Source organism: Streptomyces himastatinicus ATCC 53653 (assembly GCF_000158915.1).
Taxonomy (GTDB): Bacteria; Actinomycetota; Actinomycetes; order Streptomycetales; family Streptomycetaceae; genus Streptomyces; species Streptomyces himastatinicus.
Genome location: NZ_GG657754.1, coordinates 1,084,401 through 1,110,363, shown reverse-complemented (window position 1 = coordinate 1,110,363; position 25,963 = coordinate 1,084,401). Strand labels below are relative to the sequence as shown.

The window sequence follows — 25,963 nt, the reverse complement described above, 5'->3', positions numbered from 1 at the left end:
AGCGTGCCCTGCTCGATCTGGTAGTCCAGCGGCAGCCCGAGGGCGCGCATCGCCGCGACCATCCCGGTGTTGGCCGAATGGGTGACCGCGTACACGCAGCCGCTGCCCGTCTCGGCGGCCATCGCGACCAGCCGCCGCAGCAGCTCCCCGCCGATGCCGCGCCGCTGCCACGCGTCCTCGACGATCAGCGCGACCTCGGTCTCGTCCCCGTCCCACATCAGATGGCCGAGCGCGACCAGCCGCCCGGAGGCGGTGTACGCGGCGAGGGTCCGGCCGTAGCGCGGGCTGAGCAGATGGTCCAGGTAGCGGTCGGCGTCGCCGAGCGGGCCGTGGTAGCGCCGCTCGAGCGTGGTGGCGGAGCACCGCTGGTGCATCGCGCGGGCTTCGGCCAGGTCCCGGGTGTCGGCCCGGCGCACGGTGACCTCGTTGCCCTCGGGCAGCGTCAGCACATCGCGGCGGTGCGGCAGCCGCGGGCCGAGCCGGGAGTCCAGCTCGACCAGCGCGCGGGCGCGGGCGAATTCGGTCGGGGTGAACGGCAGATGGGGTCGTTCGATGGTGAGCGCCCCGCCGGACGGGTCCCGCAGCCGCATCACGGTCTCCTCCAGCACCCCTTCGACCGGCGGCGTGTCCTCCAGCGGACGGCCGCCGAGCGAGGTGGCCGGAAGCGAGTGGATGGTGCAGCGGCCGAGCAACTGGCGCAGTGCGAGCGGCAGTTCGGCGCCGTCCAGCGCGGTACGGGTCGCCAGCGTCAGCACCCGGGTCGGCGCGTCCACCAGATCGTGGGCGTCGGCGCGCTCGATCCAGGTGTCGCTGCCGCCCCCGGCGGCGATCGCGTGCTTCAGCTCGTCGACCGGTATGGCGGCGGGGGCGCGCAGCAGGAACTCGTCCACGGTCCCCTCGGCCAGCGGATGGGTCTGCAACGACAGGATGTCGACCCGGTGACCGGCCAGCGCCCCGCACAGCGCGGCCAGGGTGCCCGGCTCGTCCCGTACGGTCGTCCGGATCCGCCACAGCGTGGTGGCGGTGTCTTCCTGCGGGGAGTTCTCCGGGGCGCCCGCGGCCTCGGCCGCATCGGTCCGCATGTCGTCCGCGGGCTCCGGTGAGGATTCCGGCACCGGCGGGGCGTGGCCGTGTAGTCGCCGCCACCAGGTGGGCAGCCGCCAGCGGTCACGGGGCCGGGTCGGGTGGTGGTCGTGTGTCGCTCGAGGAGTCATGGAAAACAGCCTCGCGCAACGGTGTTGCGTGATCACAAACGCTCTGTGACCTATGGGTTAAGTGTGCATCTGCTCGGAGAAGCTTGTTTTGTCCGAGATTAATCTGTCGGAGATTCAATGGTGGCGGATTCTGCTATCCCACCGCCCCGGTCCCGGCCGCCAGCCGCCGCAGCACCCGCCCGCAGCGGCGCGCGTACGCCCGCTGGAAGTACGGCACGAGCGGCGCCACGGCCCTGGTCAACCGTACCGCCGGGCGGCTGAACGCCGTGACCGTCAGCCACACCGAGCCGTCCCGCTCCAGGCTCACCACGAACGACTCCTCGCCGCACTCCGGATGGCCCGGCAGCGTCCCGTACGCGAAGCCGGCGGACGTCCCGTCCGCCACCGTCCACACCACCGCGCACGGTGCGCGCAGCCGCAGCGGCCCGGCCCCCAGCCCCACCACGACCGTGCGCCCCTCGGCGGCGGGTCCGTCGGCGCGGATCGTGACCCCGACGGCCCGGTGCATCCGCCACTCCAGCACCGCGCGCCCCGCGGCCTCGAACACCTCCGGGCCCGCCCCGATCCGGGTCCGCACCCGCAGATGGCCGTACCCGGCGGGCAGCGGCCGGTGCCGGGTGGCGCCCACCTCCGGGTAGGTGAGGCGGGAGGACGGAACGGGGGAGGCCATGGGCGGTACGGTACGCGCCCCCGGGGCGCGTAACGCGTACGTCGGCTCCGCTACTGGCCGACCAGCCCCGGCTTGAGCGCCTTGGTGTACAGCACCTTGCCGCCCACCTCCAGCAGCCGGACCGTCAGCTCGCCGCTGTCGCCGTCGATCTCCACCTCGCCGTAGAACTGGTAGCCCTCGGCGGGCGAGACGTTCGTCCGGTCCGGTGCCTTGACGAACGACTGCTCCGGGCCGAAGGTGCCGTCCAGCTTCACCGCCGGGAAGGAGCCCGCGTTCAGCGGACCGGTGACGAACTCCCAGAACGGCGCGAAGTCCTTGAACGCCGCCCGCGACGGGTCGTAGTGCTGCGCCGAGGTGTAGTGGACGTCCGCCGTCAGCCACACCGTGCCGGTGATCTTCTGGTGCTTGATGTGCCGCAGCAGCTCAGCGAGCTGGAGCTCACGGCCCAGCGGGGCGCCGGGGTCGCCCTGCGCCACCGCCTCGAAGTCGCTCTTCCCGTCCGGGACCACCAGGCCCAGCGGCATGTCGCAGGCGATCACCTTCCACACCGCGCGCGACCGCGACAGCTCCCGCTTCAGCCAGCTCAGCTGCTCGGCGCCCAGGATGCCCTGGGTGTCCTCCGGCTGGCGGCCGGGCGAGTTGGCGTCGCGGTACGTACGGCAGTCCAGCACGAAGACGTCCAGCAGCGGGCCGTGGTGCTGGACCCGGTACACCCGGCCGCTCGCGTCCGGCCGCAGGGTGCTGATCGGGAAGTACTCGGCGAACGCCTGCCGGGCGTGGGCCGCCAGCACGTCCACGTTCTTCTCGGTGTAGCGGTCGTCGGCCAGGATCTCGCCCGGGTACCAGTTGTTCAGCACCTCGTGGTCGTCCCACTGGGTGATGGTCGGCACCTCGGCGTGGAACCGGCGCAGGTTCTCGTCCAGCAGGTTGTAGCGGAAGTTGCCGCGGTACTCGTCCAGGGTCTCGGCGACCTTGGACTTCTCCGGCGTCATGATGTTGCGCCAGGTGGAGCCGTCGGGCAGCTTGACGGTCTCGGTGAGCGGGCCGTCGGCGTAGATGTTGTCGCCGCTGCACAGGAAGAAGTCGGGGTCGCGGCGGCGCATCTCCTCGAAGACGCGGTAGCCGCCGTGGTCCGGGTTGATGCCCCAGCCCTGCCCCGCCAGGTCGCCCGACCAGACGAAGCGCACGCCCTCGCGGCGCTCCGGGACCGTACGGAACGTCCCCTGCACCGGCTCACCGGTGCGCCGCGGGTCCTCCGGGTCGGCGAGCAGCACCCGGTAGTGCACCTGGCTGCCGGCCGGCAGGCCGTGCAGCGCGGTGCGGCCGGTGAAGTCCGTGCCGGGCCCGAGCAACGGGCCCTGCCAGCGGCGCGGGCGCGTGAAGGACTCCGTCGCGGAGGTCTCCACGATCATCCGGGCCGGGCGGTCGGAGCGCACCCACACCAGACCCGGAAGACGTCGTCACATCGCCCGTCTGCACGCCCCACCGGGCGCTCGGACGGCCCGACAGCGCCTGCGCGGGCGCCGCCGACGCGACCCCCGACGCCGCGGCGGGGAGGGCCAGCGCCGCGGACGCGGCGGCCGACCCCTGTAGCACCGCGCGCCGCCCGATCCTTCTGCCGGATTCCGTCGCCATGGTGGAGCCTCCCGTTGCTCGTAGAACAGCTGTGCCGGTCTGTTGCTATCGGTGCGAGATGCCTCATTCCCGAACGCACAGTAAACAGCAGGCTGTTCCTGGGTGGCCCGGCCACAGCTGCGGCCCCGCTACAGAGGCGGCCCGGCTACAGTCCGCCCGCCACCCGGAGCACGGCTCCCGTCGTGTACGACGCCTCCGGGGAGAGCAGCCACGCCACCGCGCCAGCGACCTCCTCCGGCTCGCCCGGCCGGCCCATCGGCACCCGGTCCCGATTCCGCCACGGTCGCTCCGGGTCACCCATCTGCGCATGGATGTCGGTCAGCGTCATGCCCGGCTGGACCGAGTTGACCCGGACCCCCTCAGCGGCCAGTTCCTTCGACAGGCCGACCGTCATCGCGTCCACGGCCGCCTTGCTGGCCGCGTAGTGCACGTACTCCCCGGGGCTGCCGGTCGTCGCCGCACCGGAGGAGATGTTGACGATGGCGCCGCCCTGGCCGCCGTGCCGGGTGGACATCTCGCGCGCCGCGCGCCGCGCGCACAGCAGGGCGCCCGTCACGTTGACGTCCACGACCCGCCGCATCACCTCGGGCGAGGTCTCGGTGAAGCGGCCCAACGGCCCGGTGATCCCGGCGTTGTTGACCAGTCCGGTGATCGGGCCCAGCTCGTCCCGCACCGTGTCGAACATCGCCTCGACCTGGTCCTCGGCGCTGGTGTCCGCCTGGACCACGGCCGCCCGCATCCCCTCCGCGCGCACCAGCTCCGCGCACCGCTCGGCCGCCTCCCGCGCCTGCTCGTAGCCGATGGCGACGCTGTGCCCGGCGCGCGCCAGCCGCACCGCCACCGCCGCCCCGATGCCACGACTTCCGCCCGTCACGACCGTGACCTGGTCCATTACCTCAGCTCCCGCCCCGTTACCGTCCCTGATGGAATGATCATGACGATAGCTGATCGGGGATTGGTCTTGACCAAGTATGTGCCCCGCCCTATGGTCACATTGATACTGCAACAATCTTTAATAAATAAGCTCGCATAACAGGGGGAGATCAGGGTGGGGACCACACAGCTCGACTCGGTACCGGAGCCGAAGTACTGGCATCTGAAGACGGTGCTCAGCGATGCGCTCGACTCGGAGTTCGCGGTCGGGGAGATCCTGCCCAACGAGCGTGAGCTGGCCGCTCGTTTCGGGGTCGCCCGCGCCACCCTCCGGCAGGCCCTCGAACAGCTGGAGCTGGAGGGCAGGCTTCAGCGCCGCCGCGGTGTCGGCACCACCGTCGCGCCGCCGCGCGTCGGCGTGGCCGTCGGGGACTACACCCACACCTGGACGGAGTCGGGCGACGACACCTGGGCCTGTGTCGACAGCGTCGAGGCGGTGCCGCCCGCCGCGGTCGTGCGGCTCCTCGACACCGACCCCGACGCCGCCGTGCACCAGGTGCGGCGCACCCGGGTGAGCCAGGGCCAGCCGCTCGCCGCCGAGCTGTTGTACGTACCGGCCGCGTCCGTTCCCGGCCTCGCCGCCATCGACACCCCCAGCGGACTGGCCCGCGCCCGTGCCGTGCTGCGCGAGCTGGGCCGGCTGAAGCTGGAGGGGCGGGAGCAGTCGGTGGAGCTGGGGTCGGCCCGGGCGGACGACGCCAAGGAGCTGGACCGGCTGCCCGGCGCCCCCGTCCTCGTGGTGACCACCCGCTATGTGGCGGAGAACCGCACCGCGGCGGTCGCCGTGGCCACGTACCGCGCCGACACCTGCCGCCTCACCTTCGGCGACAGCTTGGGCGACGCGAACAGTGTGGAGCTGCTGGCGGGCTGATCCGACCGCGGGCTGATCCGGCGGCGGGCCGAAAGGGGCTCAGTCCGGCCGCGGGCCGAAAGGGGCTCAGCGGCCGGCGCGGCGCGCGGTGACCGTGCTGTCCACCGCGAACAGCTCCGCCTCCACATGGTCCAGTGCCAGCCGCAGCGCGCCCGTCGTCACCGCGGCCTCGCCCAGCAGCGACTGCGCGACCTGCGGCGGGCGCAGGCAGTAGCGGGCCAGCTCGTCGCGGAGCGGGTCCAGCATGCCGTCGAGACCCGCGGCCCAGCCGCCCACCACGACCACCTCGGGGTCGAGCGCCAGCACCAGGGCGGCCGTGTCGTGCACCAGCCGCCGGACGAAGCGGTCCACGGCCGCGCGCGCCCGGGCGTCGCCGTCCCTGGCGAGCGCGAAGACCCGTACGACCTGCGCCTCGTCCAGCGGGTTCAGCGGTTCGCCGGTGGTGGAGAGCACCTGTTCCGGGCTGGCCTCGCGGCCCAGCAGATGCAGCGCGCCGATCTCCCCGGCTGCGCCGCCGTAGCCGCGGTGCAGCCGTCCGCCGATCAGCGACCCGGCGCCCGGGCTCAGCCCGGCCAGTACGAAGACGACATCGTCCGAGCCGACCGCTGCGCCCTTCCAGTGCTCGGCCACGGCCGCGGTGTTCGCGTCGTTCTCCACCAGCACCGGGCAGCGGAAGGAGCGCCGCAGCCGCTCGCCGAGCGGCAGGCCCGTCCAGCCCGGCAGGGCGGTGCACAGATGGACGGTGCCGTCGGCCTCCACGATGCCGGGGCTGCCCACCCCGACCGCCCGCAGCGAATGGCGTCCGACCCCGGCGTGCCGGAGCAGCTCCGCGACGGCGGCCCGCACCCGGTCCAGCCGCTCGTCCACCGGCGCCTTCTCGGACACCTCGCGCACCGTCGAGCCGAGCGCTCGTCCGTCCAGGTCCGACAGCAGGGCGGCGACCCGGTGCGCTCCTATCTCTATGCCCAGCAGATGCCCGGCCTCGGCGCGGAAGCGGAAGCGGCGCGCGGGACGGCCCTGGCGGCGGACGCCGCCCTCCTCGGCGGGCACCTCCGCCGCGAGCCCGCTGTCGATCAGCCCGTCGACCACCCCCTCGACCGTGGGCCGGGACAGACCGGTGGCCAGGGTGAGGTCGGTGAGGGACGCGGAGGCGGCGTCCGGCGGAGCGGAAGCGGTGGCGGCGCGCAGCGCCTGGAGCACCACGGCGGAGTTGATGCGCCGCAGCAGGGACGGATCCCCGCCGGTCAGCCGCCCCACGTCGGTCCCCCTCCCACTGCGTGTGTGCCGGATCGTATCTGCTGGGGGCGGGCACGGCGAGCCACCTGCGAAGCCTTGCCCGCCCGGGCACCTGACGGGCGGCCAGATGTCGGTCCCGGGTTGTTTACTGATGGCATGACCAGTACGGCGGACCACCTGGCCACGATCGACGCGCTCCGGGCCCGGGACTTCCCCGCGCAGCGCCGCGGCCCGGGGTTCCACGTCGCCGACCTCAGGGTGAGCGAGGACTTCTGGGACGCGGACCTGACCCGGGTGGAGGAGGTGCTGGAGGAGTTCGAGGCCGAGCTGGGCGTCCTCGTCCAGGTGCTGACCTTACGGTGGGGCGACCCTCGGGTCCTCGACCTCGCGGACGTGCTGGAGCGGTCGGCGATGGGGGAGCCGGTTCCGCCGCCGCTCGATGACCTGTGCGGCTATGTACCCGAGCTGTACGTGTGGCGTGTGGACGGGCGCTGGGTCGGGCTCGGGGTCGGGCAGGGCGACCGTGAGCTGCCGTTCCAGCTGCTGGTGGCGATAGGGGAGTCGGGCGTCGGCTGACGTCAGGCAGTGCCCTGTTCCGTCTCGGCGGCGGCGCGCAGCCGGGCGTACTCTTCCGCCATCGTCGCCTTCGTCCAGTGCGCGTTGAGCCCGCTGGGGTTGGGCAGGGCCCATATCCGGGTGCCGCCGATGGTCCGCTCCTGCGGGCCGATCTTCGCCCGCTTGTCGCCGAACGCGACCCGGTAGGCGGTGACGCCCGCCACCGCGAGCCAGCGCGGCCGCAGGCGGCGGACCTTCTCCTCCAGGATGCGGCCGCCCTCCCGGTACTCCTCGTCGGTCAGCTCGTCGGCACGGGCGCTGGCCCTGGCGACCACATTGGTGATGCCCAGACCATAGGACGGCAGCTCCCCCTGCTCGGAGGGGTGCAGCAGCCGCGGGGTGAACCCCGAGGCGTGCAGCACGGGCCAGAACCGGTTGCCGGGGCGGGCGAAGTGATGGCCGGTGGCGGCGGTCATCAGCCCGGGGTTGATGCCGCAGAACAGGACCCGCAGACCGTCCCCGACCACATCGGGCACGATGCGGTCGCGGGCGGCCTCCAGCTCGTCGGGCGTCGGGGGCACGGCGTCAGAGGATCGACGCCGGTGCGTACGCCGCCGCCTCGGGGTGCTGCTTGATGATCTCCTCGATCCGGCCGACCACCGTGCCGACCTGGTCGGCGGCGGCGCCCGTGAAGGACAGCTTGTCCGCCATCAGCGTCTCCAGCTCCGCCCGGTCCAGCGGAATCCGCTCGTCGGCGGCGAGGGAGTCGAGCAGCTCGTTGCGCTCGGCGCCCTGCTCGCGCATCGCGAGGGCGGCGGCGACGGCGTGCTCCTTGATCGCCTCATGGGCGATCTCGCGGCCCACCCCGGCCCGCACGGCGCCCATCAGCACCTTGGTGGTGGCGAGGAAGGGCAGGTAGCGGTCCAGTTCGCGGGCGACGACGGCGGGGAAGGCGCCGAACTCGTCGAGCACGGTCAGGAAGGTCTCCAGCAGTCCGTCGAAGGCGAAGAACGCGTCCGGCAGCGCGACGCGGCGCACCACCGAGCAGGACACATCGCCCTCGTTCCACTGGTCGCCCGCCAGCTCGCCGGTCATCGAGGCGTAGCCGCGCAGGATCACGGCGAGGCCGTTGACGCGCTCGCAGGAGCGGGTGTTCATCTTGTGCGGCATCGCGGACGAGCCGACCTGGCCCGGCTTGAAGCCCTCGGTCACCAGCTCGTGCCCGGCCATCAGCCGGATCGTCTTGGCCAGCGAGGACGGGGCCGCGGCCAGTTGCACCAGGGCGGTGACGACCTCGTAGTCCAGCGAGCGCGGGTAGACCTGGCCGACCGAGGTGAACGCCTGCGCGAAGCCCAGGTGACCGGCGATCCGCTGCTCCAGCTCGGCCAGCTTCTGGGCGTCGCCGCCGAGCAGGTCCAGCATGTCCTGCGAGGTGCCGACCGGGCCCTTGATACCGCGCAGCGGGTACCGGCCGAGCAGCTCCTCCAGGCGCCCGTAGGCGACCAGCAGCTCGTCCGCCGCGGTCGCGAAGCGCTTGCCGAGCGTGGTGGCCTGCGCGGCGACGTTGTGCGAGCGGCCCGCCATCACCAGCTCGGCGTGGTCGGCGGCCAGCTTGCCGAGCCGGGCCAGCACGGCGACCGTACGGTCCCGCACCAGCTCCAGGGAGAGCCTGGTCTGGAGCTGCTCGACGTTCTCGGTGAGGTCGCGGGAGGTCATGCCCTTGTGGACGTGCTCATGACCGGCGAGGGCGTTGAACTCCTCGATGCGGGCCTTCACATCGTGCCGGGTGACCTTCTCGCGCTCGGCGATCGAGGCGAGGTCGACGTCCTCCAGCACCCGTTCGTAGTCGGCGAGGGCGCCTTCCGGCACCTCGATGCCCAGGTCCTTCTGGGCACGCAGTACGGCGAGCCACAGCCGCCGCTCCAGCGTCACCTTGTACTCGGGGGACCACAGGACGGCCAGCTCCGCGGAGGCGTAGCGGCCGGCCAGGACGTTCGGAATGCGCGGCTTACCAGTCACGTGGACAGAGTCTACTGGGCGTATCCCCAGGCCAGACCGGTGCCCACCGGCCCGGCCCCGGTCAGCCCTGGTACGGCAGGAGTTCGGCCCGCTTAGGGGCCCGCCCGTCGCCCGAGGAACGGCCCGTCACCCGGCGGGCGATCCACGGTCCGAGGTGTTCGCGGGCGAACCGCGCGTCCGAGGTGCGGCGGGCCAGCCAGCCCGGGCGGACCGCGGGCGGCAGCGGCGCGTCCCAGTCCTCCTCCGGCTCATGGCCCAGCGCCTGCCACACGGCCTCGGCGACCCGCCGGTGGCCCTCGGCGTTCAGATGGAGCCGGTCGTCCGCCCACATCCGGGGATCGCCGACCGCCTCGGAGGCGTACAGGTCCACGATCGTCGCGTCATGCCGTACGGCCAGCTCGTCCACGTGGGAGAACAGCCGCTCCATCCGCGGGTGGAACCGCTCCATCACCGGACCGCGCCGCCCGGGGCTGCGCATCAGCACCAGCCGCTTGCAGCTGGGCGCGAGCCGCTCGGCCGCCTCCTCCAGCAGCCCGCACACCCGGCCGATGTCGCATTTGGGCCGCAGGACGTCGTTCCCGCCGCCGACCAGCGTCACCAGGTCCGCGCCCATCGCGGCGGCCGGGCCGGTCTGCTCGTCCACGATCTGGCCGATCAGCTTCCCGCGCACCGCGAGATTGGCGTACCGGAACCCGGGGGTGCGGGCGGCCAGCCGGGCGGCGAGGAGATCCGCCCAGCCGCGGTAACCGCCGTCCGGGAGCGAGTCGGACATGCCTTCGGTGAAGGAGTCGCCGACCGCGACAAAACTTGTATAGGTGGTGTTCGTCTGCATGGCTCGGACGATCTTATCCGGTGCACGCGGGCTGCGCGGAGGCCGAGGCGCGCGCATGATGAGCCGCATGGCGATGACCCACATCTATTTCGAGGGCGGAGCCCGGAACGGGACGACGGCGAGCTGGAACCTCGAACCCGGCGCGGACATCTACGACGACAACATCTTCCGGCCGCCCGAGCTGTACCGGCGGACGGACCGCACCAAGGTGATCGGGCACGTCGAATACGTCGTCTTCCGCTACGACCCGTCGGGCGCGCGCCCCGGCCGCCGTCCCTGAGGGCCCCGCGACGGATGGCCGGGAATCTCCGGCCGGGGCGGCGCGCGGATGCAAACGGGTCGCTCGGTTGGGCGGAGCAGGGTTCCGGACGGAGCGGAGTAGGGCAGTCTGGTCCGCGTGGATGCCTTTGAATGCGACCGTACGACGATGGCGATCGTCGCCGCCGCCCTCGCCGACGACGGTGAGGGTGCCGCGGCCCTGCTGGAGCCGCTGGAGACGCGCGATGTGTGCCGGGTCGCCGTCCGGCTCGCCGCGATGGCCGCCGACGCGCTGCTGGCCGTGGCCGAGGAGGGCGGCGGCGGACGGGAGGAGGCGCTGGCGCACTGGCAGGCGTGCATCATCGCCCATGAGTCCAGACGGGACCAGTGACGGCCCGGCTCCGCCGCTCCCCGTCACACCGCCTCTTCGCCGTGCTCGTCACGCCACCAGCAGGCGCAGCACGTCCTCCATCGTGACCAGGCCCTCCAATCGCCCCTCCGCGTCGATGACGGGCGCGAGATGGGTGCCGCTGTCGCGCATCGCGGTGAGCACGTCGTCCAGCGGCGTCTGCGACCGCACCCGGGCGACCGGCCGCAGCTGATCGGGGCGGAACGGAACATCGCGCGGATGTGCGTCCAGCGCGTCCTTCACATGCAGATAGCCCAGGATCCGCCCGGAGTCGTCGATCACGGGGAAGCGGGAGAAGCCCGTTTCGGCCGACATCCGCTCCAGCTCCTCAGGGGTCACCCCGCTCCGCGCCGAGACCACCCGGTCCATCGGCAGCACCACGTCCCGCACCGGCCGCCGGCCCAGCTCCAGCGCGTCCCGCAGCCGCTCGGCACCGCGGTCGTCCAGCAGCCCGGCCTCGCTGGAGTCCACGACCATGCGCGCCAGTTCGTCGTCCGAGAAGGTCGCCGCCACCTCGCCCCGGGGCTCGACCCGCATCAGCTTCAGCAGACCGTTGGCGAACGCGTTGACCGCGAAGATGACCGGGCGCAGCGCCCGCGCGAGCCCCACCAGCGACGGCCCGAGCAGCAGCGCGGAGCGCACCGGCTCGGCCAGCGCCACGTTCTTCGGCACCATCTCGCCGACCAGCATGTGCAGATACGTCGCCAGGCTCAGCGCGATCACGAACGAGACGGGATGGATCAGCCCGAGCGACAGCCCGGTCGCGTGGAACAGCGGCTCCAGCAGATGCGCGATGGCCGGTTCCGCGACGGCACCCAGCACCAGCGTGCACAGCGTGATGCCGAGCTGGGCCGCGGCCAGCAGCGCGGAGACGTGTTCGAGCCCCCACAGCACGGCCCGCGCCCGGCGGTCGCCCCGCTCGGCGTACGGTTCGATCTGGCTGCGCCGCACCGAGATCAGGGCGAACTCGGCGCCCACGAAGAAGGCGTTCGCGACCAGCGTCAGCAGGCCGATCAGCAGCTGGACGGCGATCATGGTTCCGCCCCGCCGTCGTGGTCATGGGGGAGCGGGGCGTGCAGCCGTACCCGGGCGGCGCGGTGGCCCGCGGCGTTCACCACCTCCACCCGCCAGCCCTCCGGCCGGATCGTGTCGCCCACGACCGGGATACGGCCCAGCTCGGCCGCGATCAGCCCGGCCAGCGTCTCGTACGGCCCCGGGGGCACCCGCAGCCCGATCGCCTCCAGCTGATCGACCCGGACGGCTCCGTCCGCGTCGTACACCGCCCGGCCCTCGGCGTCCTCGCCCGCCGGGGCCAGGCCGGGGGTCTCGTGCGGATCGTGCTCGTCGCGTACCTCGCCGACCACTTCCTCGACGATGTCCTCCAGGGTGACGACCCCGGCGGTGCCGCCGTACTCGTCGATGACCACGGCCATGCTGCGCCTGACCGAGAGCCGGTCCAGCAGCCGGTCCACGGTGAGCGACTCGGGGACCAGCAGGGCCTCGTGCATCAGCTCGGACACCGGATGGCGCGGCCGCGCCTCGGCGGGCACCGCGAGGACGTCCTTGATGTGGACGATGCCGGCCACCGCGTCCAGGCTGTCGCGGTGGACGGGGAAGCGGGACAGTCCGGTGGCGCGGGTCGCGTTGGCCACGTCCTCGGCGGTGGCCCGTACGTCCAGCGCGATCACCTGCACCCGGGGCGTCATCACGTTCTCCGCGGTCAGCTCGCTCAGATTGAGGGTGCGGACGAACAGCTCGGCGGTGTCCTGCTCCAGCGAGCCCTCCTTCGCGGAGTGCCGGGCGAGCGCGATCAGCTCCTGCGGGCCGCGCGTCGACGCCAGCTCCTCGGTGGGTTCCAGGCCCATCCGGCGCACCAGGCGGTTGGCGGTGTTGTTGAGGTGGGTGATCAGCGGGCGGAAGGCCGCGCTGAAGACGCGCTGCGGAGTGGCGACGGCCCGCGCGACCGGCAGCGGACGGGAGATCGCCCAGTTCTTGGGGACCAGCTCGCCGACCACCATCATCACCACCGTCGACAGGGCGGTACCGATGACGAGGGCCACCGAGTGGGACGCGGAGCTGGGCACCCCGAGCGCGGTGAGCGGCCCGCCCAGCAGCGCGGCGATGGACGGCTCGGCGAGCATGCCCACGACCAGGTTGGTGACGGTGATGCCGAGCTGGGCGCCGGAGAGCTGGTACGTCAGCCCGCGCACGGCCTTCAGCGCGCTCGCCGCACCGCGCTCGCCGCGCTCCACCGACTGCTCCAGCTCGCTGCGCTCGACCGTGGTCAGCGAGAACTCCGCCGCCACGAAGGCACCGCATGCGAGCGCCAGCAGGAGCGCCACGACCAGGAGGAGGACTTCGGTCATCGGTTCACCTCCGTCCCATGATCCGGCAGGGCCCGGAGGAGCGCGCGACGGGAGACGCCGCGCACTCTCATCGTAAAGGCGCGGCAAAGGCCCGCGCCTTACCGTCGCGCCGGGTCAAGGGTCCGCGTCAGGGCGTCAGCGGCTTCACCCAGCGGCTCCACTGCGGCTCCCGGGCGTACCCGGCCGCGCTCCACGCGTGGTGGGCGAGCGCGTTCTCGTCGAGCACCATGGCGTCCCCGCGCCGCCCGCCCAGCGCCGCGAACCGCTCCTCGGCCGCCGCGAGCAGCGCGGTCGCCACGCCCAGGCGGCGGTGGGCGGGGTGGACGGCGAGCCGGTACAGATGGCAGCGCCAGCCGTCGAAGCCCGCTATGACGGTCCCGGCGAGCGCCCCGTCCCGCTCGGCCAGCAGCAGCGACTCGGCGTCCCGGGCGATCAGCCGGGCCACCCCGTTCCGGTCGTCGCTGATGCTCGTACCTTCAGCGGCCTCGCGCCAGAAGGCGAGCACGGTGTCGACGTCCGAGGGGGTGGCATGGCGGATTCGGAGATCATTCATGGGGTGAGCCAAGCAGAGCGCCGGGCCCTCTGGCGAACCATTTCCGGCGGCTTCAGCGGGATCCCGTCCACCTGCGGGGCGAGGCACGCTGACCGTCCCCTCGGGGGCCAGCGCCCTCGACACCGTGGACGGCGAGACCCCTGAGGCCTTCGCGACGTCTCGAACGGTCACCTGCACGACCTGAGGCTTGCCCCCCTGCTCCCCGTACGTCAATCACTCTCCGTGCAGCTCCTCGATCACCGGGGCGAAGGTCTCCATGCGGTGCTCCAGCACGGTGAAGTAGGAGAAGCCGAAGCGCTCGCGGTGGGCCCGCAGCTGGTCCGCCATGTCCTTGGGGCTGCCCAGCAGCAGCGCGGGGTGGTCCAGCAGCTGTTCCTCGGTGAGGTCGGGGGCGTACGGCTTCAGCTCGCGGGCCTTGGCGCGGCGGGCGTCGGTGTTCTCGACCATCTGGATCAGATAGTTCAGCTCGGCGGGCTCCGAGTCCCTTCCGGCTTCGGCGGCGAAGCGGTGGAAGGCCGCCACCCGCTCCTCCAGCGCCTCCGGGCTGATCATCTTCATCGGGCCGGGCGCGTCGTCCGGGGCCCGGACCGCGCCCGTGAAGGCCGCGACCTCCGCGTGGCGCGCGGCCACCCGCAGCAGCCGGTTGCCGTTGCCGCCCAGCAGCAGGGGCGGGCGCGGCGTCTGCGCGGGCCGCGGCTGCTGCTCGGGATCGGCCAGCAGCCGCTCCAGCTCGCCGACGGTGTGCTCCAGGTGGTCCACCCGCTCCCGCGGCGACCCGAACGGCAGCCCGGCGCTGTCGTGCTCGGCCTGTACGTACCCCGCCCCCAGGCCCAGCTCCAGCCGTCCCCCGGTGAGCACGTCACAGGTGGCCACCGAGCGGGCCAGCAGGGCCGGGTTCCAGAAGCCCAGGTTGAGGACGAAGGTGCCGAGCCGCGGCCGCTCGGTGACCTCGGCGGCGGCCACCAGCGCGGCGAACGGCGCGGGCATGCCCAGATGGTCGGGGACCAGCAGGACGTCGTAGCCCAGCTGTTCGGCGCGGCGGCACTTCTCCCGCCATGCCGGGGCCGATTCGAGCGTGAGCAGATTGACTCCGAAGCGGAACGGCCTTGCCATGAGCCCTCCTTGATCGGGAATGACCCGAACCTATCGGAGTACGGCGCTCATTGGTCAGTTTTCGTGTGCCGTGTACGCCCGGGTGAAGATCTGCATGCGGCCCAGCACCGCATCGGCCGTGGGCTGCTCCATCCGGTCCACGATCCGGCCGTCGTCGAGGAAGAGCACCAGGTCGGAGTGGGCGGCCGCGCTCGGGTCATGGGTCACCATGACCACCGTCTGACCCAGCTCGTCCACCGCCTCGCGCAGGAACGTCAGCACCTCCAGGCCCGCGCGCGAGTCCAGATTGCCGGTCGGCTCGTCCGCGAAGATCAGCTCGGGGCGGGAGGCCAGCGCCCGGGCGCACGCCACCCGCTGCTGCTGGCCGCCGGACAGCTGGGCCGGCCGGTGCTTGAGGCGGTCCCGCAGCCCGAGGGTGTCGATGACCCGCTCCAGCCACTCCGGGTCGGGCTTCTGGCCCGCGATGTCCATGGGCAGGGTGATGTTCTCGGCCGCGTTCAGGGTGGGCAGCAGATTGAACGACTGGAACATGAAGCCGATCCGGTCGCGGCGCAGCTGGGTTAGCCGGCGGTCGTCGAGCCCGGTGATCTCGGTGTCGCCCAGCCAGACCTGGCCCGAGGAGACCGTGTCGAGGCCCGCCAGGCAGTGCATCAGCGTGGACTTGCCGGAACCCGAGGGGCCCATCACCGCGGTGAACCTGCCCCGCTCGATCTCCACGTCCACCGCGTCCAGGGCGATCACGGCGGTCTCGCCGCTGCCGTACGCCTTGGTCAGCTCGCGGGCCCGGGCCGCCGGGCGGGCGCCGCCCTCCGCGTACCCGTCTGTTTTCGTTGCCGCCGGTGTGGACACAAACGCCTCCCGTGTCGGAACGGTTTGCCCTCGATGGTAGGGACCTGCCCGCTTCCGCGCGCCGTTGGCGCAGCTAGCAGATATGCGCTAGCTTGATGGTGTGGCTAAGACACAGCTGAACGTCCGGGTCGACGAAACCACCGCTGAGGTGGCCCGGGAGCGTGCGCTACAGCGGGGAGTGAGCGTGAACCGCTACATCGAAGAGCTGGTGCGGCAGGACGCGGGCGAGGTGGGCCATAAGTTCGTGGAGGCCGCGGCCGACTTCATGAAGCAGTACCAATCCGTCTTCGACGAGGAATTCGGCCGCGAGCTCGGCCGGGATCCTGGCCGTGAACCCGGTCGGGAGCTCGGAGGCGAAGCGCGCCCTTGACCGTGCGTATCGATCTCGCCTGGCTTCTGATGATCGCCGAACACAACACCCCGGGGGATCCGCGCGTCACCGATTACGGTGCGCTGGTCGCCGCCGTGAGCCGGCACGAAGCGGAGATATTCGGCACCCCGATCTACCCCGAGCCGCAGGAGCGGGCCGCCGCGCTGTTGCAGCTGCTGCTCCTGGTACCGGCCCTGGAGCGGTCGAACGCGCTGTTCGCGTCGGCCGTCGCGTACGCGTACCTGGTGGCGAGCGGGCTGAAGGTGGCCACATCGCCGGAGCGGGTGCGGGATCTGGCGCGCCTGGTGCACGACGGCGCGGTGGATGTGCACGCGATCGCGGACGAGCTTCGGCGGTGGAGCGTCTAGCGCCGCCTACGAAGGGCGCCGCACCACGCCCAGGGTGCAGGGCGAGGTGGGCATCGGCAGCCCCCGTTCGGGGAGCCGCAGCGATCGGTGGGTGACGGGCTCGAAGCCCACCCGCGCCATCTCCACCCGCACCTCGCGCCCGGTGTGGCACCCGCCGAACATCAGCGGCCACACCGTCCGGTCCAGCACCCCCTGCGTCATCGCCATCGCCTGCCCCTCGGCCCGCCCGTGCTCCAGGAACCGCAGCTCGCCGCCGGGCCGTAGCACCCGCATCAGTTCGGTCAGAGTGCGCTGGACGTCCCGTACGGAGCACAGCACCAGACACGCCACCGCCGCGTCGAACGCCTCGCTCTTGACCGGCAGCGCCTCCGCGACCCCGGGCACCACGTCCACCGGCACCTCGGCCCGGTGGCCCGCCCGCACCGCCAAGCGGCGCAGATGGCGCTCGGGCTCGATGGCGACGACCTCGGAGACGGTGCTCGGGTAGTGCACGAAGTTCAGGCCGTTGCCGGCGCCGATTTCGATGACCCGGCCGGACAGCCCGGACAGCAGCTCGCTGCGGAGTTCGGCGACCCCGGCGCGTTCGTCCGCGACGGGGCTCACCTTGGCCCAGAAGCGGGCGAAGAGCGGGTGGTGGACGGCTTCGCTCGGGGGCCGGGGACGGCGTACGGGCATGGGTGACACCCCTTTTCCAGCGGGACGGCTGTATACCGATACCGGGAGTCTGCCCATGCCGCCCCCACTGCTACGCCGTGCGGTGCTCCTTCATGCGGTGCCCTTCACGAAGCGCTCCGCGTCCCAGACGCCGTCCAGCCGCGGGGCCAGCCACCCCGGGGCCGCCGCGCGGAAGTCGGCGGGCGGCAGGGCCCCGGCCCGCTCGGGGACGGCGCCCAGCAGCGGGGCGCCCGCCGCCTCCGGCAGGTCGGTCCTGTTGCAGCGGGAGGCCAGATCCGCGTCCACGGGCCAGCTGCCGATGACGACGCCGGGGAAGCGCAGGCCCCGGGCGCGCAGCGCCTCCCCCGTGAGGGCGGTGGCGTTGAGCGTGCCCAGGCCCGCGTGGGCGACGACCAGGACGGGCGCGTCGAGCAGCCGGGCCGCGTCGGCGAGCGTCGCACCGGTCTCGTCGAACCGTACGAGCAGGCCGCCCGCGCCCTCGACGAGCACCAGATCGTGCTCGGCGGCCAGCTTCTCCGCGGCCTCCGCGATCTCGTGCGGCCGCACGGCGGGGCGCCCGGCGCGGCGCGCCGCGGTGTCGGGCGCCAGCGGCTCGGGGTAGCGGGCGAGTTCCCGCAGGGTCACGTCACCGGCGAGCCGGGCCACTTCGGCGGCGTCGCCCGGCTCGTCCGGACCGACGCCGGTCTGCGCGGGTTTGAGTACGGCGACCGACCGGCCGCGGGACAGCGCCGCCGCCGCGACGGCCGCCGTGGTGACGGTCTTGCCGACCTCCGTGCCGGTGCCGGTCACGACCAGTACTGACATCTGTTGCTTCGTGCCTTTCGCTGTTGTCTTGTTCTTGTGCCGTCTTCTTGTGCCGTCAGCCCGCCGTGGCGGCGGCCGCCCGAACCGCCGCGCAGATCCGGGCCAGATCGTGGTCGCCCGTGATGTAGGGCGGCATGGTGTAGAGCATGTCGCGGAACGGGCGCAGCCAGACGCCCTCGCGCACCGCCGCCCGCGACGCCGCCGCCATCCCCGCGTCGTCCAGCGGGTGGTCCAGCTGGACGACGCCGATCGCGCCGAGCACCCGTACCTCCCGTACGCCCGGCAGCCCGGCCGCGGGCGTCAGCCCGTCCCGCAGCCCCGTCTCGATCCGCTTGATCTCCTGCCGCCAGTCGTAGGACAGCAGCAGGTCGATCGAGGCCCCGGCGACGGCGGCGGCCAGCGGATTGCCCATGAACGTCGGGCCGTGGGCGAGCACGGGAAGCTCGCCGCGCGAGATGCCGTCCGCCACCCGCGGGGTGCACAGCGTGGCGGCCATCGTCAGATAACCGCCGGTCAGCGCCTTGCCGAGGCACATCACATCGGGGCTGACCCCGGCGTGTTCGGCCGCGAAGAGCGCCCCGGTGCGGCCGAAACCGGTGGCGATCTCGTCGAACACCAGCAGCACGTCGTGCTCGTCGCACGCCTCGCGCAGCATCCGCAGCAGGGCGGGGGAGTGGAACCGCATACCGCCCGCGCCCTGCACGACCGGTTCCACGATCACCGCGGCCAGCTCGTCCGCGTGCCGGGCCACCAGCTCGCGCACATGGGCCTCGTACGCCGGGTCGGGCTCGGCGTCGAAGCCGGGCGGCGGCGCGTCCGCGAAGATCTGCTCGGGCAGGACCCCCGACCACAGCCGGTGCATGCCCCCGTCCGGGTCGCACACCGCCATCGGCTGCCAGGTGTCGCCGTGGTAGCCGCCGCGCCAGGTCAGCAGCCGCTGCTTGGCGGGGCGGCCGAGGGAGCGCCAGTACTGGAGGCACATCTTGACCGCGACCTCGACCGACACCGAGCCCGAGTCGGCGAGGAAGACGTGCTGGAGCGGTTCGGGCGTGATCTCCACGAGCCGGGCAGCCAGCCGCACGGCGGGCTCATGGGTGAGCCCGCCGAACATCACATGGCTCATCCGGTCGAGCTGGCCGCGCGCCGCGTCGTTGAGCACCGGGTGGTTGTAGCCGTGGATGGCGGACCACCACGACGACATCCCGTCCACCAGCTCCCGTACGCCCTCGACCGGCTCGGCGAGCCGCAGCCGGACCCCGGACGCGGACTCCACGACGAACGGATCCGCGCGGCCGGGCATCGGTGCGTACGGATGCCAGACGTGCTGCCGGTCCAGGGCCAGCAGCGCGTCGGGCGTCAGCGGCTCAGGCATTGGGCGGCAGTTCCGTCCCCGCGCCCCGGCGGCGCACCGCGACCAGGTCCGCGTGCGACTCCCCGGCCGCCACCGCGACGGGCTCGGCGACCGGCTCGGCGCGAGCGGGCTCGGCGGGGGCGGTGTCGGGGACGGTCCCGGGTGCGTCGCCGCAGGGGGCGCAGCCGCCGCCCTCCGCACCGTGCGAGCCGCAGCCCCCGCCGGCCGCAGCGAGGGCGTCGGCGCGGTGCGCGGGCAGCGTCCGGGTGTCCGTGCCCTCCACCTCGAAGCCCGCGTCGGCGATCATGTCCAGGTCGTCCTTGCCCGACTGGCCCTCGGTGGTCAGATAGTCGCCGAGGAAGATCGAGTTCGCCAGGTGCAGGGCCAGCGGCTGGAGCGTCCGCAGATGGATCTCGCGCCCGCCCGCGAGCCGTACCTCCACGTCCGGGCAGACGAACCGGACCATGGCGAGGATGCGCAGAGCGCGCTGCGGGGTGAGGTTCCAGTCCCCGGCCAGCGGGGTGCCCTCGATGGGGATGAGGAAGTTGACCGGCACCGAGTCCGGGTTCAGCTCGCGCAGCGAGAAGACCACGTCGACCAGGTCCTCGTCGCGCTCGCCCATGCCCGCGATCAGCCCGGAGCAGGCCGACATGCCCGCGGACTGGGCCTGCTGCACGGTGGAGACCCGGTCGGCGTAGGTGTGGGTGGTGGTGATGTCGCCGTACGTGGCCTCGGAGGTGTTGAGGTTGTGGTTGTACGCGTCGGCGCCCGCCTCCCGCAGCCGCGCCGCCTGTCCGTCGGACAGCAGTCCGAGACAGGCGCAGATCTCCACGTCCTCGTTCTGTTCCTTGATCGCGGCGATGGTCTTGGAGACCCGGTCCACGTCCCGGTCCGTCGGCCCGCGTCCGCTGGCGACCAGGCAGACCCGCTTGGCGCCGCCCGCGACCCCGGCCTCCGCCGCGGCCGCCGCCTGGTCCGGCTTGAGCCAGGTGTACTTGAGGATCTCGGACTTCGAGCCGAGCCGCTGCGAGCAGTACCCACAGTCCTCGGGACACAGCCCGGACTTGAGGTTCACCAGGTAGTTGAGCTTCACCCGCCGCCCGAACCACCGACGGCGCACCTTGCCCGCGGCGGCCACCACATCCAGCACGTCGTCGTCGGAAGTCGCCAATACCGCGAGAGCCTCTGCGCGGGTCGGCGACTCGCCCCGCAGCCCCTTGTCCACCAGCGTGTTCAGCAGGTCCATGGCGGAGATCCTGTCTTACGGCACCGCTCCTGGCCAAGGAGGGACCGTACAAGACGCGGCGTTCGGGGTGTGTGTATTGCCACACCCTGCCCACGCGTGGGCACGACTACGTTCTATCAGGACCCCACAGTCGGCACCCGGCCCCCGCCCGGCCGGTGCCCGGCCCGTGCCCGCCCGTGCCCGCTTGTGCCCGAAGGAAGGCGAGGAAGCCGATGCCCCAGGACCGCCAGGACGACCCGTTCGAGTGGATCGACGCGGCACAGGAGCAGCGCGGGCGTGCCGGGCTGCGGCGCGTGCTCAAGCCGCGGCCCGCCGACTCGCCGCTGCTCGACCTGGCGAGCAACGACTATCTGGGCCTGTCCCGGCATCCCGAGGTGACGGCCGCCGCGGCGGAGGCGGCGCGCCGCTGGGGCGCCGGGTCGACCGGCTCCCGGCTGGTCACCGGGTCCACGGAGCTGCACGGGGCGCTGGAGGCTGAGCTGAGCCGCGTTCTGCGGCTTCGACGCGGCGCTGGTGTTCTCCTCCGGGTATGCCGCCCAATCTGGCCGCGGTCTCGGCGCTGAGCGGGCGGGACGCGCTCATCGTCTCCGAACGCGAGGAACCACGCCTCGCTCATCGACGGCTGCCGGCTCTCCCGCGCCGAGGTCGCCGTCGCCCCGCATGCCGATCCCGACGCCGCGGCCAAGGTGCTCGACGGGGCCCGGAAGGAGGACCCGGCCCGGCGCGCGCTCGTCGTCTCCGACTCCGTCTTCTCGGTGGACGGCGACGTGGCGCCGCTGACCGGGCTCGCCGCCGCCTGCCGGGCGCACGGCGCGGCGCTGGTCGTGGACGACGCCCACGGTCTGGGGGTGGTGGGCGACGGCGGGCGCGGCGCCCCGTACGCCGCCGGGCTCGCGGGCGCGCCGGACGTGGTGGTCACGGCCACCCTGTCGAAGTCGCTGGGCAGCCAGGGCGGGGTGGTGCTGGGGCCCGCCCGGGTGATCGAGCACCTGGTGAACACCGCGCGCACGTTCATCTTCGACACCGGCCTCAACCCGGCCGCCGCGGGCGCCGCCCTGGCGAGCCTGCGGCTGCTGAGCCGGGAGCCGGAGCGCGCAGCGCGGGCCCGTACGGTCGCGGCACGGCTGCACGCACGGCTGACCGCCGCCGGGCTCAGCGCGGCGCGGCCCGACGCCTCGGTGGTGTCGGTGCGCGCGCCGGGCCCGGAGCAGGCGGTGCGGTGGGCCGCGGATTGCCGTGCGGCCGGTCTGGTGGTGGGCTGCTTCCGCCCCCCGTCCGTCCCCGACGGCATCTCGCGGGTACGGCTCACCGCTCGCGCGGATCTGACGGATCAGCAGGTGGAGGAGGCGGCCGACGTGATCGTGGGGACCGCACCGGCCGCCTGACGGATCGGTGTCCGGCGGTGTGACGTCCTCCCGGCTACGGCCGGGAGGCGCCCCCGGAACCGGGGTCACCGAGATCGCCGTGGCACAGGTCCCCGAGGAACGAGGTCCAGGCCGACGGGGGGAACAGCAAGGCGGGTCCCGCGGTGTTCTTCGAGTCCCGCACGGCGAGCAGGCCCGGACTCAGCCGGGCCGTTTCGACGCAATTGTTCATTCCGACGCTGTAACTGCTCTTCAGCCAGACAGCGGACTTGACGGACAGATCGGACATGGTGCCCCTCTCAGGCGCCGCCCCCGATTTTCGAGATGAGGATCAATGAATCCTCGGGTGACAGGGCGTTGGTCCGCAGCACATCGAATGCGCTGCTGTACGCCCGGAGGTCTTCTTTCCGCTCCAGATAGAGGCTACTCGTCAAATGGTCGAGAACTACTACGTCGAGGTCAGTAATGTGCGGAAAAGAGAAGATAATGAAAGGACCGGTAATACCGATGGGCATTCCGGCGGAGAACGGCAGTACCTGCAATCGCACCTGCGGTAACGCGGCCATCTCCGCCAGCTGCCGCAGCTGAGCCCGCATCACCCCCGCGTCGCCCACCCCGCGCCGTAACACCGCCTCGTCGAGCACCGCGTGCAGCCGCAGCGGCCGCGCGTCGCGCAGCACCGACTGGCGTGCGATCCGCACCTCGACCAGCGTGTCCAGCTGATCCTGCGGCAGATCCGGCAGCGCCGCCCGGGTCACCGTCCGCGCGTAGTCCGCGGTCTGCAACAGCCCCGGCACCACCGTGGTCTCCAGCGTGTACGCGGCCGACGCCTCCGCCTCCAGGCTGATGAAGTCCCGGTAGGCGGGCGGCAGCAGATCGCGGTACGCGTACCACCAGCCGCGCCGCGACCCCTCCGGATCCGAGGCGCCCCCGCCGCACAGCGCCTCCAGCAGCGCCCGCAGCTGGGGGTCCGTGACCCCGTACACCTCCAGCAGCCGCGCCACGTCCGCGGGCTTCGCCCCGCTGCGCCCGGTCTCGATCCGGCTCACCTTCGACTGGTGCCAGTCCAGCCGCCGCGCGGCCTCGCCGCTGGTGAGCCCCGCCAGATCGCGCTGGCGGCGCAGTTCCTCGCCGAGCTTGCGGCGGCGTACCGCCGGGCCGTACCGCATCAGATCTCCCTCCCGCTGCCAGTCCGCTGTCCCGCCCTGTCGTGACCGTGGCCCAGTCTGCCCCGCAAATCCGGTCTTCCGTAGCAGAGTTCACCGCTTCGGGCGACAGATATATGCATAACTCGGTGGATCGCCCCCGTCACGGAGGGCATCGATGGCAGTCTGACGGTCGGAGCCGCCGGGGCCGCCCACCCGGACCCCAAGGCTGCGCGGCGCCACCCGTGCGCGTCCGCAGCCGTGCCCCGGCGGGAAAGGGACAGGCCGTCATGGCAGACCATCAGGAAGCATCCGTCACTCTGCCGAGCGCTCCCGCCTCGGTCCCCGCGGCCCGCGCCTACGTGGCGAACGTGCTGGCCGAATGGGGGCTGGGGGAAGGCGAGGAGGCCGCGGACACCGTGCGGCTCATCGTCTCCGAGCTCGCCACCAACGCCGTACAGCACACCCTGGGCGAGTCGCCCACCTTCACCGTGGACATAAGGCTCGACCACGAGGGGCGGTTGGAGATCGGTGTCACCGACAGTCACCCCCGTCATCCCCGCCGGCTGTGCGCCGCGGCCCACCAGGACAACGGGCGGGGGCTGGTCATCATCGGCGCTCTGGCCGCCGAATCGGGCGGCGAGGTGTTCGTCACCCCCACCGCGGACGGCGGCAAGACCGTAGGGATCGCGCTGCCGTGGACCGTGCCGGTGCGCTAGTGCGTGTCCTGGGCCGCGGGGTCGTGCGGCGCGGTCGGCGGCGGGCGGCGGCCCATCCGGTGGCGGATCCAGCGCGGGAGGACGCCCCACAGCCCGCAGCACACCGCGAACGTGCCTGCCGCCGCGGCGATCCCCGGGCCGCGCCCCAGCACCACGTCCACCACCAGCAGCACCGACCCGGTGAACGCCATCGTCAGCACGCACAGACCGGCCGAGGCCAGCTTCCCGGAGACGTCCACGACCCGTCGCTTGGCCCCCCTGCGGAACAGCGCCCGGTGCAGCGCCGCCGGGGCCGTGAACAGGGCCGCCGCCACGACCGCGAGCAGCAGCGTGGCGACGTACGTGCCGCGCTGCACCGCGTCCAGCGATCCGAAGCGATCCGTGAAGGCCAGGGTCAGCAGGAAGGCGAACAGGATCTGCACCCCCGTCTGGGTGACCCGCAGCTCCTGGAGCAGTTCGGCGAAGTTCCGGTCGTCACGCTCCAGCGCGGTCTCGCGACGGACGGTTCTCGGGGCGTCGTTCTTCATACCCTCGCGGGTTACCGGAAGCGCTCACACTACGCGCTCGACCTGCCCCGTAGCCGCCCGCGCCTCGGTCAGCTCCAGAATGCGCGCATACGTACGGCCGGCGTCCGGGCTGATCAGGTAGTGGGGCATGTCGCCGCGCTCGATCACCCCGTACGGGCTCGTGCCCATCAGATACGAGGAGTAGAGGATCAGCCCGTTCGTCCGGCGCGGATCGACGGCCAGCGCCGAGAAGCCGGGGAACTCGTCCGTCTGGTAGACCCGCAGGCCGTCCGCCGCCGCCCCGTACCGCTCCTTGAACCGGCCGAACCGCTCCAGCGAATCCTTGATCTTCCGGGTCATGTCCTCCTGGTACTGCCGCGACAGGGTGGCCGCCGCGTCCGAGGACGGATCCAGCAGATAGCAGCGGTACACCCCGCCCCGGCGCAGCAGGCCCAGCACCGCGTCGCGATAGCGGGCCGGGCGCTCGGTGGTGACCAGCCGGGACGACGAGGTGCGCAGCGCGGTGCCCATGTCGAGCACCTCCGCGGACGCCGCGTCCAGCAGCCGCGCCTTCTCCGCGGAGCTGGGCCGCTCCGGATAGGCGTGCACGGGCGTGCCGTCCGCCAGCCCCCGGCCCGCCAGCCACGCCTTGGCCGCCTCGCCCGGGCCGCCGTCGCCCGCCATCAGATAGACGTCCTTGCCCTCATGGCTGCCGACGTGCGCGAACAGCTCCGCATACCGGCCCGCGGTGCGGTACACGTCCTCCGAGACCGCCAGACAGTCCGGCGGGGTCGCCTTCTCCAGATGCGCGGCCAGATTGATGTCGGGGGAGTGGATGGTGCCGGTCCGGCCCTCGCCGGTGTGCCGTATCGCCCCCTTGTGCACCGCCATCCGCACATGCAGCTCGCCGTCCACCCCCGCCTGCGCGAACTCGTCCCGCAGATGCCGCAGATCGAGGGTGAGAAACGTCCGCGCCGCCTCCAGCGCGACATCGCGGGCCACGCTCTCGCTGTCGTCGTGGATCGCGAAGAACCCGCCGTCCCCGCGCCAGTTCCACAGATCGCTGCGGGCGCAGCGGTGCTGCGCGGACACCTGGCCGATGCGCGCCCGCATCCGCTCCCGCAGCAGATCGAATCCGTGTGCGGCCCGGTCCCTGGGGTTCGAGCGGACGATCGTCGAATAGCCGGAGGTGTCGACGAAGACGAGATACACCTGGTCGTAGGTCCGGTCCGCCTGGAACTGATCGTTCACGAAGCTCCCCCTCCCGGTGCCGGATCTCCCCGAACCGGCACCGGCCCACGCTAACGCCTCACGGGGGCGGTCACACCAGACCGCGCTCGACCGCGCTGCGCTCCACACAGAACTCGTTCCCCTCGGGGTCGGCCATCACCACCCACCCCATCCCGTCCTCCGTGCGCCGGTCGTCGACGACCCGCGCGCCGAGCCCGAGCAGCCGCTCCACCTCCTCGTCCCGGGTGCCCGAGGGCGGCTGGATGTCGAGGTGGACCCGGTTCTTGACGGTCTTGTCGTCCGGCACCCGCAGGAACAGCAGCCCGGGCACCCCGGGTTGGCCCGATTCGATCAGCACCTCGTCGTCACCCGGCGCGTCCTCGTCCGTTATGGCGTAGCCGGTCAGCCGGGACCAGAACCGCGCCAGGGCGTAAGGATCGTGGGCGTCGAAGGAGACGTGCCGGACCGGGTTGAGATACGTCATGCGGTTCCCTCCGGAAGGTGACGGGGGCCAGGGCCGGTGGCCCTGATCCGCCGTCAACCTACCGCCGGGGTCCGACAAACGGCCGGTCAGCGCACATGCCCGTACGAGACCTTGCCCGTCCAGATCCGCTCCAGCCGCACCACCGTGCCCGCCTTGGGCGCATGCCAGATCCGGCCGCTCCCCGCGTA

The 25,963-nt window shown here is 72.6% G+C and carries 28 protein-coding genes and 4 pseudogenes; 8 read left to right on the top strand and 24 right to left on the bottom strand.

Going from position 1 to position 25,963, the window contains the following annotated elements:
- The 4 genes and pseudogenes from SSOG_RS04170 to SSOG_RS04155 form a co-directional block, all read right to left on the bottom strand.
- A partial coding sequence (locus SSOG_RS04170) for a GNAT family N-acetyltransferase (RefSeq protein ID WP_009712957.1) occupies positions 1-1,214 on the bottom strand: 1,214 nt, incomplete at its 3' end.
- 133 nt (positions 1,215-1,347) lie between these two features.
- Positions 1,348-1,884, bottom strand: coding sequence for a DUF1990 domain-containing protein (locus SSOG_RS04165; RefSeq protein WP_009712956.1), 537 nt, complete (start codon positions 1,882-1,884; stop codon positions 1,348-1,350).
- Positions 1,885-1,934: 50 nt separating this feature from the next.
- Positions 1,935-3,519: pseudogene (locus SSOG_RS04160) on the bottom strand (alkaline phosphatase D family protein).
- A gap of 145 nt (positions 3,520-3,664) precedes the next feature.
- Positions 3,665-4,411: an SDR family oxidoreductase gene (locus SSOG_RS04155; protein WP_009712954.1), complete on the bottom strand. Its 747-nt coding sequence runs from the start codon at positions 4,409-4,411 to the stop codon at positions 3,665-3,667.
- Between the two features lie 156 nt (positions 4,412-4,567).
- Here SSOG_RS04155 and SSOG_RS04150 point away from each other — a divergent pair, with 156 nt between their 5' ends.
- Complete coding sequence (locus tag SSOG_RS04150) at positions 4,568-5,323, top strand: GntR family transcriptional regulator (RefSeq protein ID WP_009712953.1); 756 nt, start codon at positions 4,568-4,570, stop codon at positions 5,321-5,323.
- Positions 5,324-5,389: 66 nt separating this feature from the next.
- Here SSOG_RS04150 and SSOG_RS04145 read toward each other — a convergent pair whose 3' ends face one another.
- On the bottom strand, positions 5,390-6,580 hold the full coding sequence (locus SSOG_RS04145) for an ROK family protein (protein WP_009712952.1): 1,191 nt from the start codon (positions 6,578-6,580) through the stop codon (positions 5,390-5,392).
- A gap of 135 nt (positions 6,581-6,715) precedes the next feature.
- Here SSOG_RS04145 and SSOG_RS04140 point away from each other — a divergent pair, with 135 nt between their 5' ends.
- Positions 6,716-7,135 carry a hypothetical protein gene (locus SSOG_RS04140; protein ID WP_039936519.1) on the top strand — a complete coding sequence of 140 codons (420 nt, stop codon included), beginning with the start codon at positions 6,716-6,718 and terminating at the stop codon, positions 7,133-7,135.
- A 2-nt stretch (positions 7,136-7,137) separates the two neighbouring features.
- On the opposite strand, the gene mug is transcribed toward SSOG_RS04140, so the two are convergent.
- The 3 genes from mug to SSOG_RS04125 all read right to left on the bottom strand — a co-directional run bounded on the left by mug (position 7,138) and on the right by SSOG_RS04125 (position 9,965).
- On the bottom strand, positions 7,138-7,695 hold the full coding sequence (gene mug, locus SSOG_RS04135) for a G/U mismatch-specific DNA glycosylase (RefSeq protein ID WP_009712950.1): 558 nt from the start codon (positions 7,693-7,695) through the stop codon (positions 7,138-7,140).
- 4 nt (positions 7,696-7,699) lie between these two features.
- The gene (gene purB, locus SSOG_RS04130) at positions 7,700-9,133 is read right to left on the bottom strand and encodes an adenylosuccinate lyase (RefSeq protein WP_009712949.1); all 1,434 of its coding nucleotides are present in this window, start codon (positions 9,131-9,133) and stop codon (positions 7,700-7,702) included.
- Between the two features lie 61 nt (positions 9,134-9,194).
- Positions 9,195-9,965: an SGNH/GDSL hydrolase family protein gene (locus SSOG_RS04125; RefSeq protein ID WP_009712947.1), complete on the bottom strand. Its 771-nt coding sequence runs from the start codon at positions 9,963-9,965 to the stop codon at positions 9,195-9,197.
- Between the two features lie 67 nt (positions 9,966-10,032).
- Here SSOG_RS04125 and SSOG_RS04120 point away from each other — a divergent pair, with 67 nt between their 5' ends.
- Entirely contained in the window at positions 10,033-10,245 is a 213-nt protein-coding gene (locus tag SSOG_RS04120; protein WP_234365206.1) for a hypothetical protein, read from the top strand.
- Between the two features lie 147 nt (positions 10,246-10,392).
- Positions 10,393-10,614: a hypothetical protein gene (locus tag SSOG_RS04115; RefSeq protein WP_039936516.1), complete on the top strand. Its 222-nt coding sequence runs from the start codon at positions 10,393-10,395 to the stop codon at positions 10,612-10,614.
- Positions 10,615-10,662: 48 nt separating this feature from the next.
- Here the strand turns inward: SSOG_RS04115 and SSOG_RS04110 are convergent, their stop codons facing one another.
- From SSOG_RS04110 to SSOG_RS04090, 6 genes and pseudogenes are all read right to left on the bottom strand, one after another.
- A complete protein-coding gene (locus SSOG_RS04110; RefSeq protein ID WP_009712945.1) occupies positions 10,663-11,667 on the bottom strand; it encodes a hemolysin family protein in 1,005 nt (334 codons plus the stop codon).
- Positions 11,664-12,998 carry a hemolysin family protein gene (locus SSOG_RS04105; protein ID WP_009712944.1) on the bottom strand — a complete coding sequence of 445 codons (1,335 nt, stop codon included), beginning with the start codon at positions 12,996-12,998 and terminating at the stop codon, positions 11,664-11,666. The genes SSOG_RS04110 and SSOG_RS04105 overlap by 4 nt, the downstream gene beginning before the upstream one ends.
- A 127-nt stretch (positions 12,999-13,125) precedes the next feature.
- Positions 13,126-13,551, bottom strand: coding sequence for a GNAT family N-acetyltransferase (locus SSOG_RS04100; protein WP_009712943.1), 426 nt, complete (start codon positions 13,549-13,551; stop codon positions 13,126-13,128).
- 99 nt (positions 13,552-13,650) lie between these two features.
- Positions 13,651-13,722 (bottom strand): annotated as a pseudogene (locus SSOG_RS58315) (LacI family DNA-binding transcriptional regulator); the annotation flags it as partial.
- Between the two features lie 42 nt (positions 13,723-13,764).
- Positions 13,765-14,664, bottom strand: coding sequence for an LLM class F420-dependent oxidoreductase (locus SSOG_RS04095; RefSeq protein ID WP_009712942.1), 900 nt, complete (start codon positions 14,662-14,664; stop codon positions 13,765-13,767).
- A 54-nt stretch (positions 14,665-14,718) separates the two neighbouring features.
- Positions 14,719-15,513, bottom strand: coding sequence for an ABC transporter ATP-binding protein (locus SSOG_RS04090; RefSeq protein WP_009712941.1), 795 nt, complete (start codon positions 15,511-15,513; stop codon positions 14,719-14,721).
- Between the two features lie 100 nt (positions 15,514-15,613).
- Here SSOG_RS04090 and SSOG_RS04085 point away from each other — a divergent pair, with 100 nt between their 5' ends.
- Positions 15,614-15,883: a hypothetical protein gene (locus SSOG_RS04085; RefSeq protein WP_039936515.1), complete on the top strand. Its 270-nt coding sequence runs from the start codon at positions 15,614-15,616 to the stop codon at positions 15,881-15,883.
- Positions 15,880-16,251: a hypothetical protein gene (locus SSOG_RS04080; RefSeq protein WP_009712939.1), complete on the top strand. Its 372-nt coding sequence runs from the start codon at positions 15,880-15,882 to the stop codon at positions 16,249-16,251. The genes SSOG_RS04085 and SSOG_RS04080 overlap by 4 nt, the downstream gene beginning before the upstream one ends.
- Before the next feature lie 6 nt (positions 16,252-16,257).
- On the opposite strand, the gene SSOG_RS04075 is transcribed toward SSOG_RS04080, so the two are convergent.
- The 4 genes from SSOG_RS04075 to bioB form a co-directional block, all read right to left on the bottom strand.
- The gene (locus SSOG_RS04075; protein WP_039936513.1) at positions 16,258-16,926 is read right to left on the bottom strand and encodes a class I SAM-dependent methyltransferase; all 669 of its coding nucleotides are present in this window, start codon (positions 16,924-16,926) and stop codon (positions 16,258-16,260) included.
- A 90-nt stretch (positions 16,927-17,016) separates the two neighbouring features.
- Entirely contained in the window at positions 17,017-17,730 is a 714-nt protein-coding gene (gene bioD, locus SSOG_RS04070; protein ID WP_009712937.1) for a dethiobiotin synthase, read from the bottom strand.
- Between the two features lie 55 nt (positions 17,731-17,785).
- Entirely contained in the window at positions 17,786-19,102 is a 1,317-nt protein-coding gene (locus SSOG_RS04065; RefSeq protein WP_009712936.1) for an adenosylmethionine--8-amino-7-oxononanoate transaminase, read from the bottom strand.
- Positions 19,095-20,327 carry a biotin synthase BioB gene (gene bioB, locus SSOG_RS04060; protein WP_009712935.1) on the bottom strand — a complete coding sequence of 411 codons (1,233 nt, stop codon included), beginning with the start codon at positions 20,325-20,327 and terminating at the stop codon, positions 19,095-19,097. The genes SSOG_RS04065 and bioB overlap by 8 nt, the downstream gene beginning before the upstream one ends.
- A gap of 212 nt (positions 20,328-20,539) precedes the next feature.
- On the opposite strand from bioB, the pseudogene SSOG_RS04055 reads away from it, so the two are divergent.
- A pseudogene (locus tag SSOG_RS04055) lies at positions 20,540-21,712 on the top strand (8-amino-7-oxononanoate synthase).
- Between the two features lie 34 nt (positions 21,713-21,746).
- Here SSOG_RS04055 and SSOG_RS04050 read toward each other — a convergent pair.
- Positions 21,747-21,980, bottom strand: a complete 234-nt coding sequence (locus tag SSOG_RS04050) for a DUF397 domain-containing protein (protein ID WP_009712933.1) — start codon at positions 21,978-21,980, stop codon at positions 21,747-21,749.
- A gap of 10 nt (positions 21,981-21,990) precedes the next feature.
- Entirely contained in the window at positions 21,991-22,860 is an 870-nt protein-coding gene (locus SSOG_RS04045; RefSeq protein WP_009712932.1) for a helix-turn-helix domain-containing protein, read from the bottom strand.
- Positions 22,861-23,126: 266 nt separating this feature from the next.
- Between SSOG_RS04045 and SSOG_RS04040 the strand changes: the two genes are divergently transcribed.
- Entirely contained in the window at positions 23,127-23,555 is a 429-nt protein-coding gene (locus SSOG_RS04040) for an ATP-binding protein (protein WP_039936511.1), read from the top strand.
- Here the strand turns inward: SSOG_RS04040 and SSOG_RS04035 are convergent.
- The 4 genes and pseudogenes from SSOG_RS04035 to SSOG_RS55595 all read right to left on the bottom strand — a co-directional run.
- Positions 23,552-24,082, bottom strand: a complete 531-nt coding sequence (locus SSOG_RS04035; RefSeq protein WP_009712930.1) for a DUF6328 family protein — start codon at positions 24,080-24,082, stop codon at positions 23,552-23,554. The genes SSOG_RS04040 and SSOG_RS04035 overlap by 4 nt on opposite strands.
- 24 nt (positions 24,083-24,106) lie before the next feature.
- Positions 24,107-25,312 carry a nucleotidyl cyclase domain-containing protein gene (locus tag SSOG_RS04030; protein ID WP_106516349.1) on the bottom strand — a complete coding sequence of 402 codons (1,206 nt, stop codon included), beginning with the start codon at positions 25,310-25,312 and terminating at the stop codon, positions 24,107-24,109.
- Positions 25,313-25,382: 70 nt separating this feature from the next.
- Positions 25,383-25,775: a VOC family protein gene (locus SSOG_RS04025; protein WP_009712928.1), complete on the bottom strand. Its 393-nt coding sequence runs from the start codon at positions 25,773-25,775 to the stop codon at positions 25,383-25,385.
- Between the two features lie 86 nt (positions 25,776-25,861).
- Positions 25,862-25,963 (bottom strand): annotated as a pseudogene (locus tag SSOG_RS55595) (NlpC/P60 family protein); the annotation flags it as partial.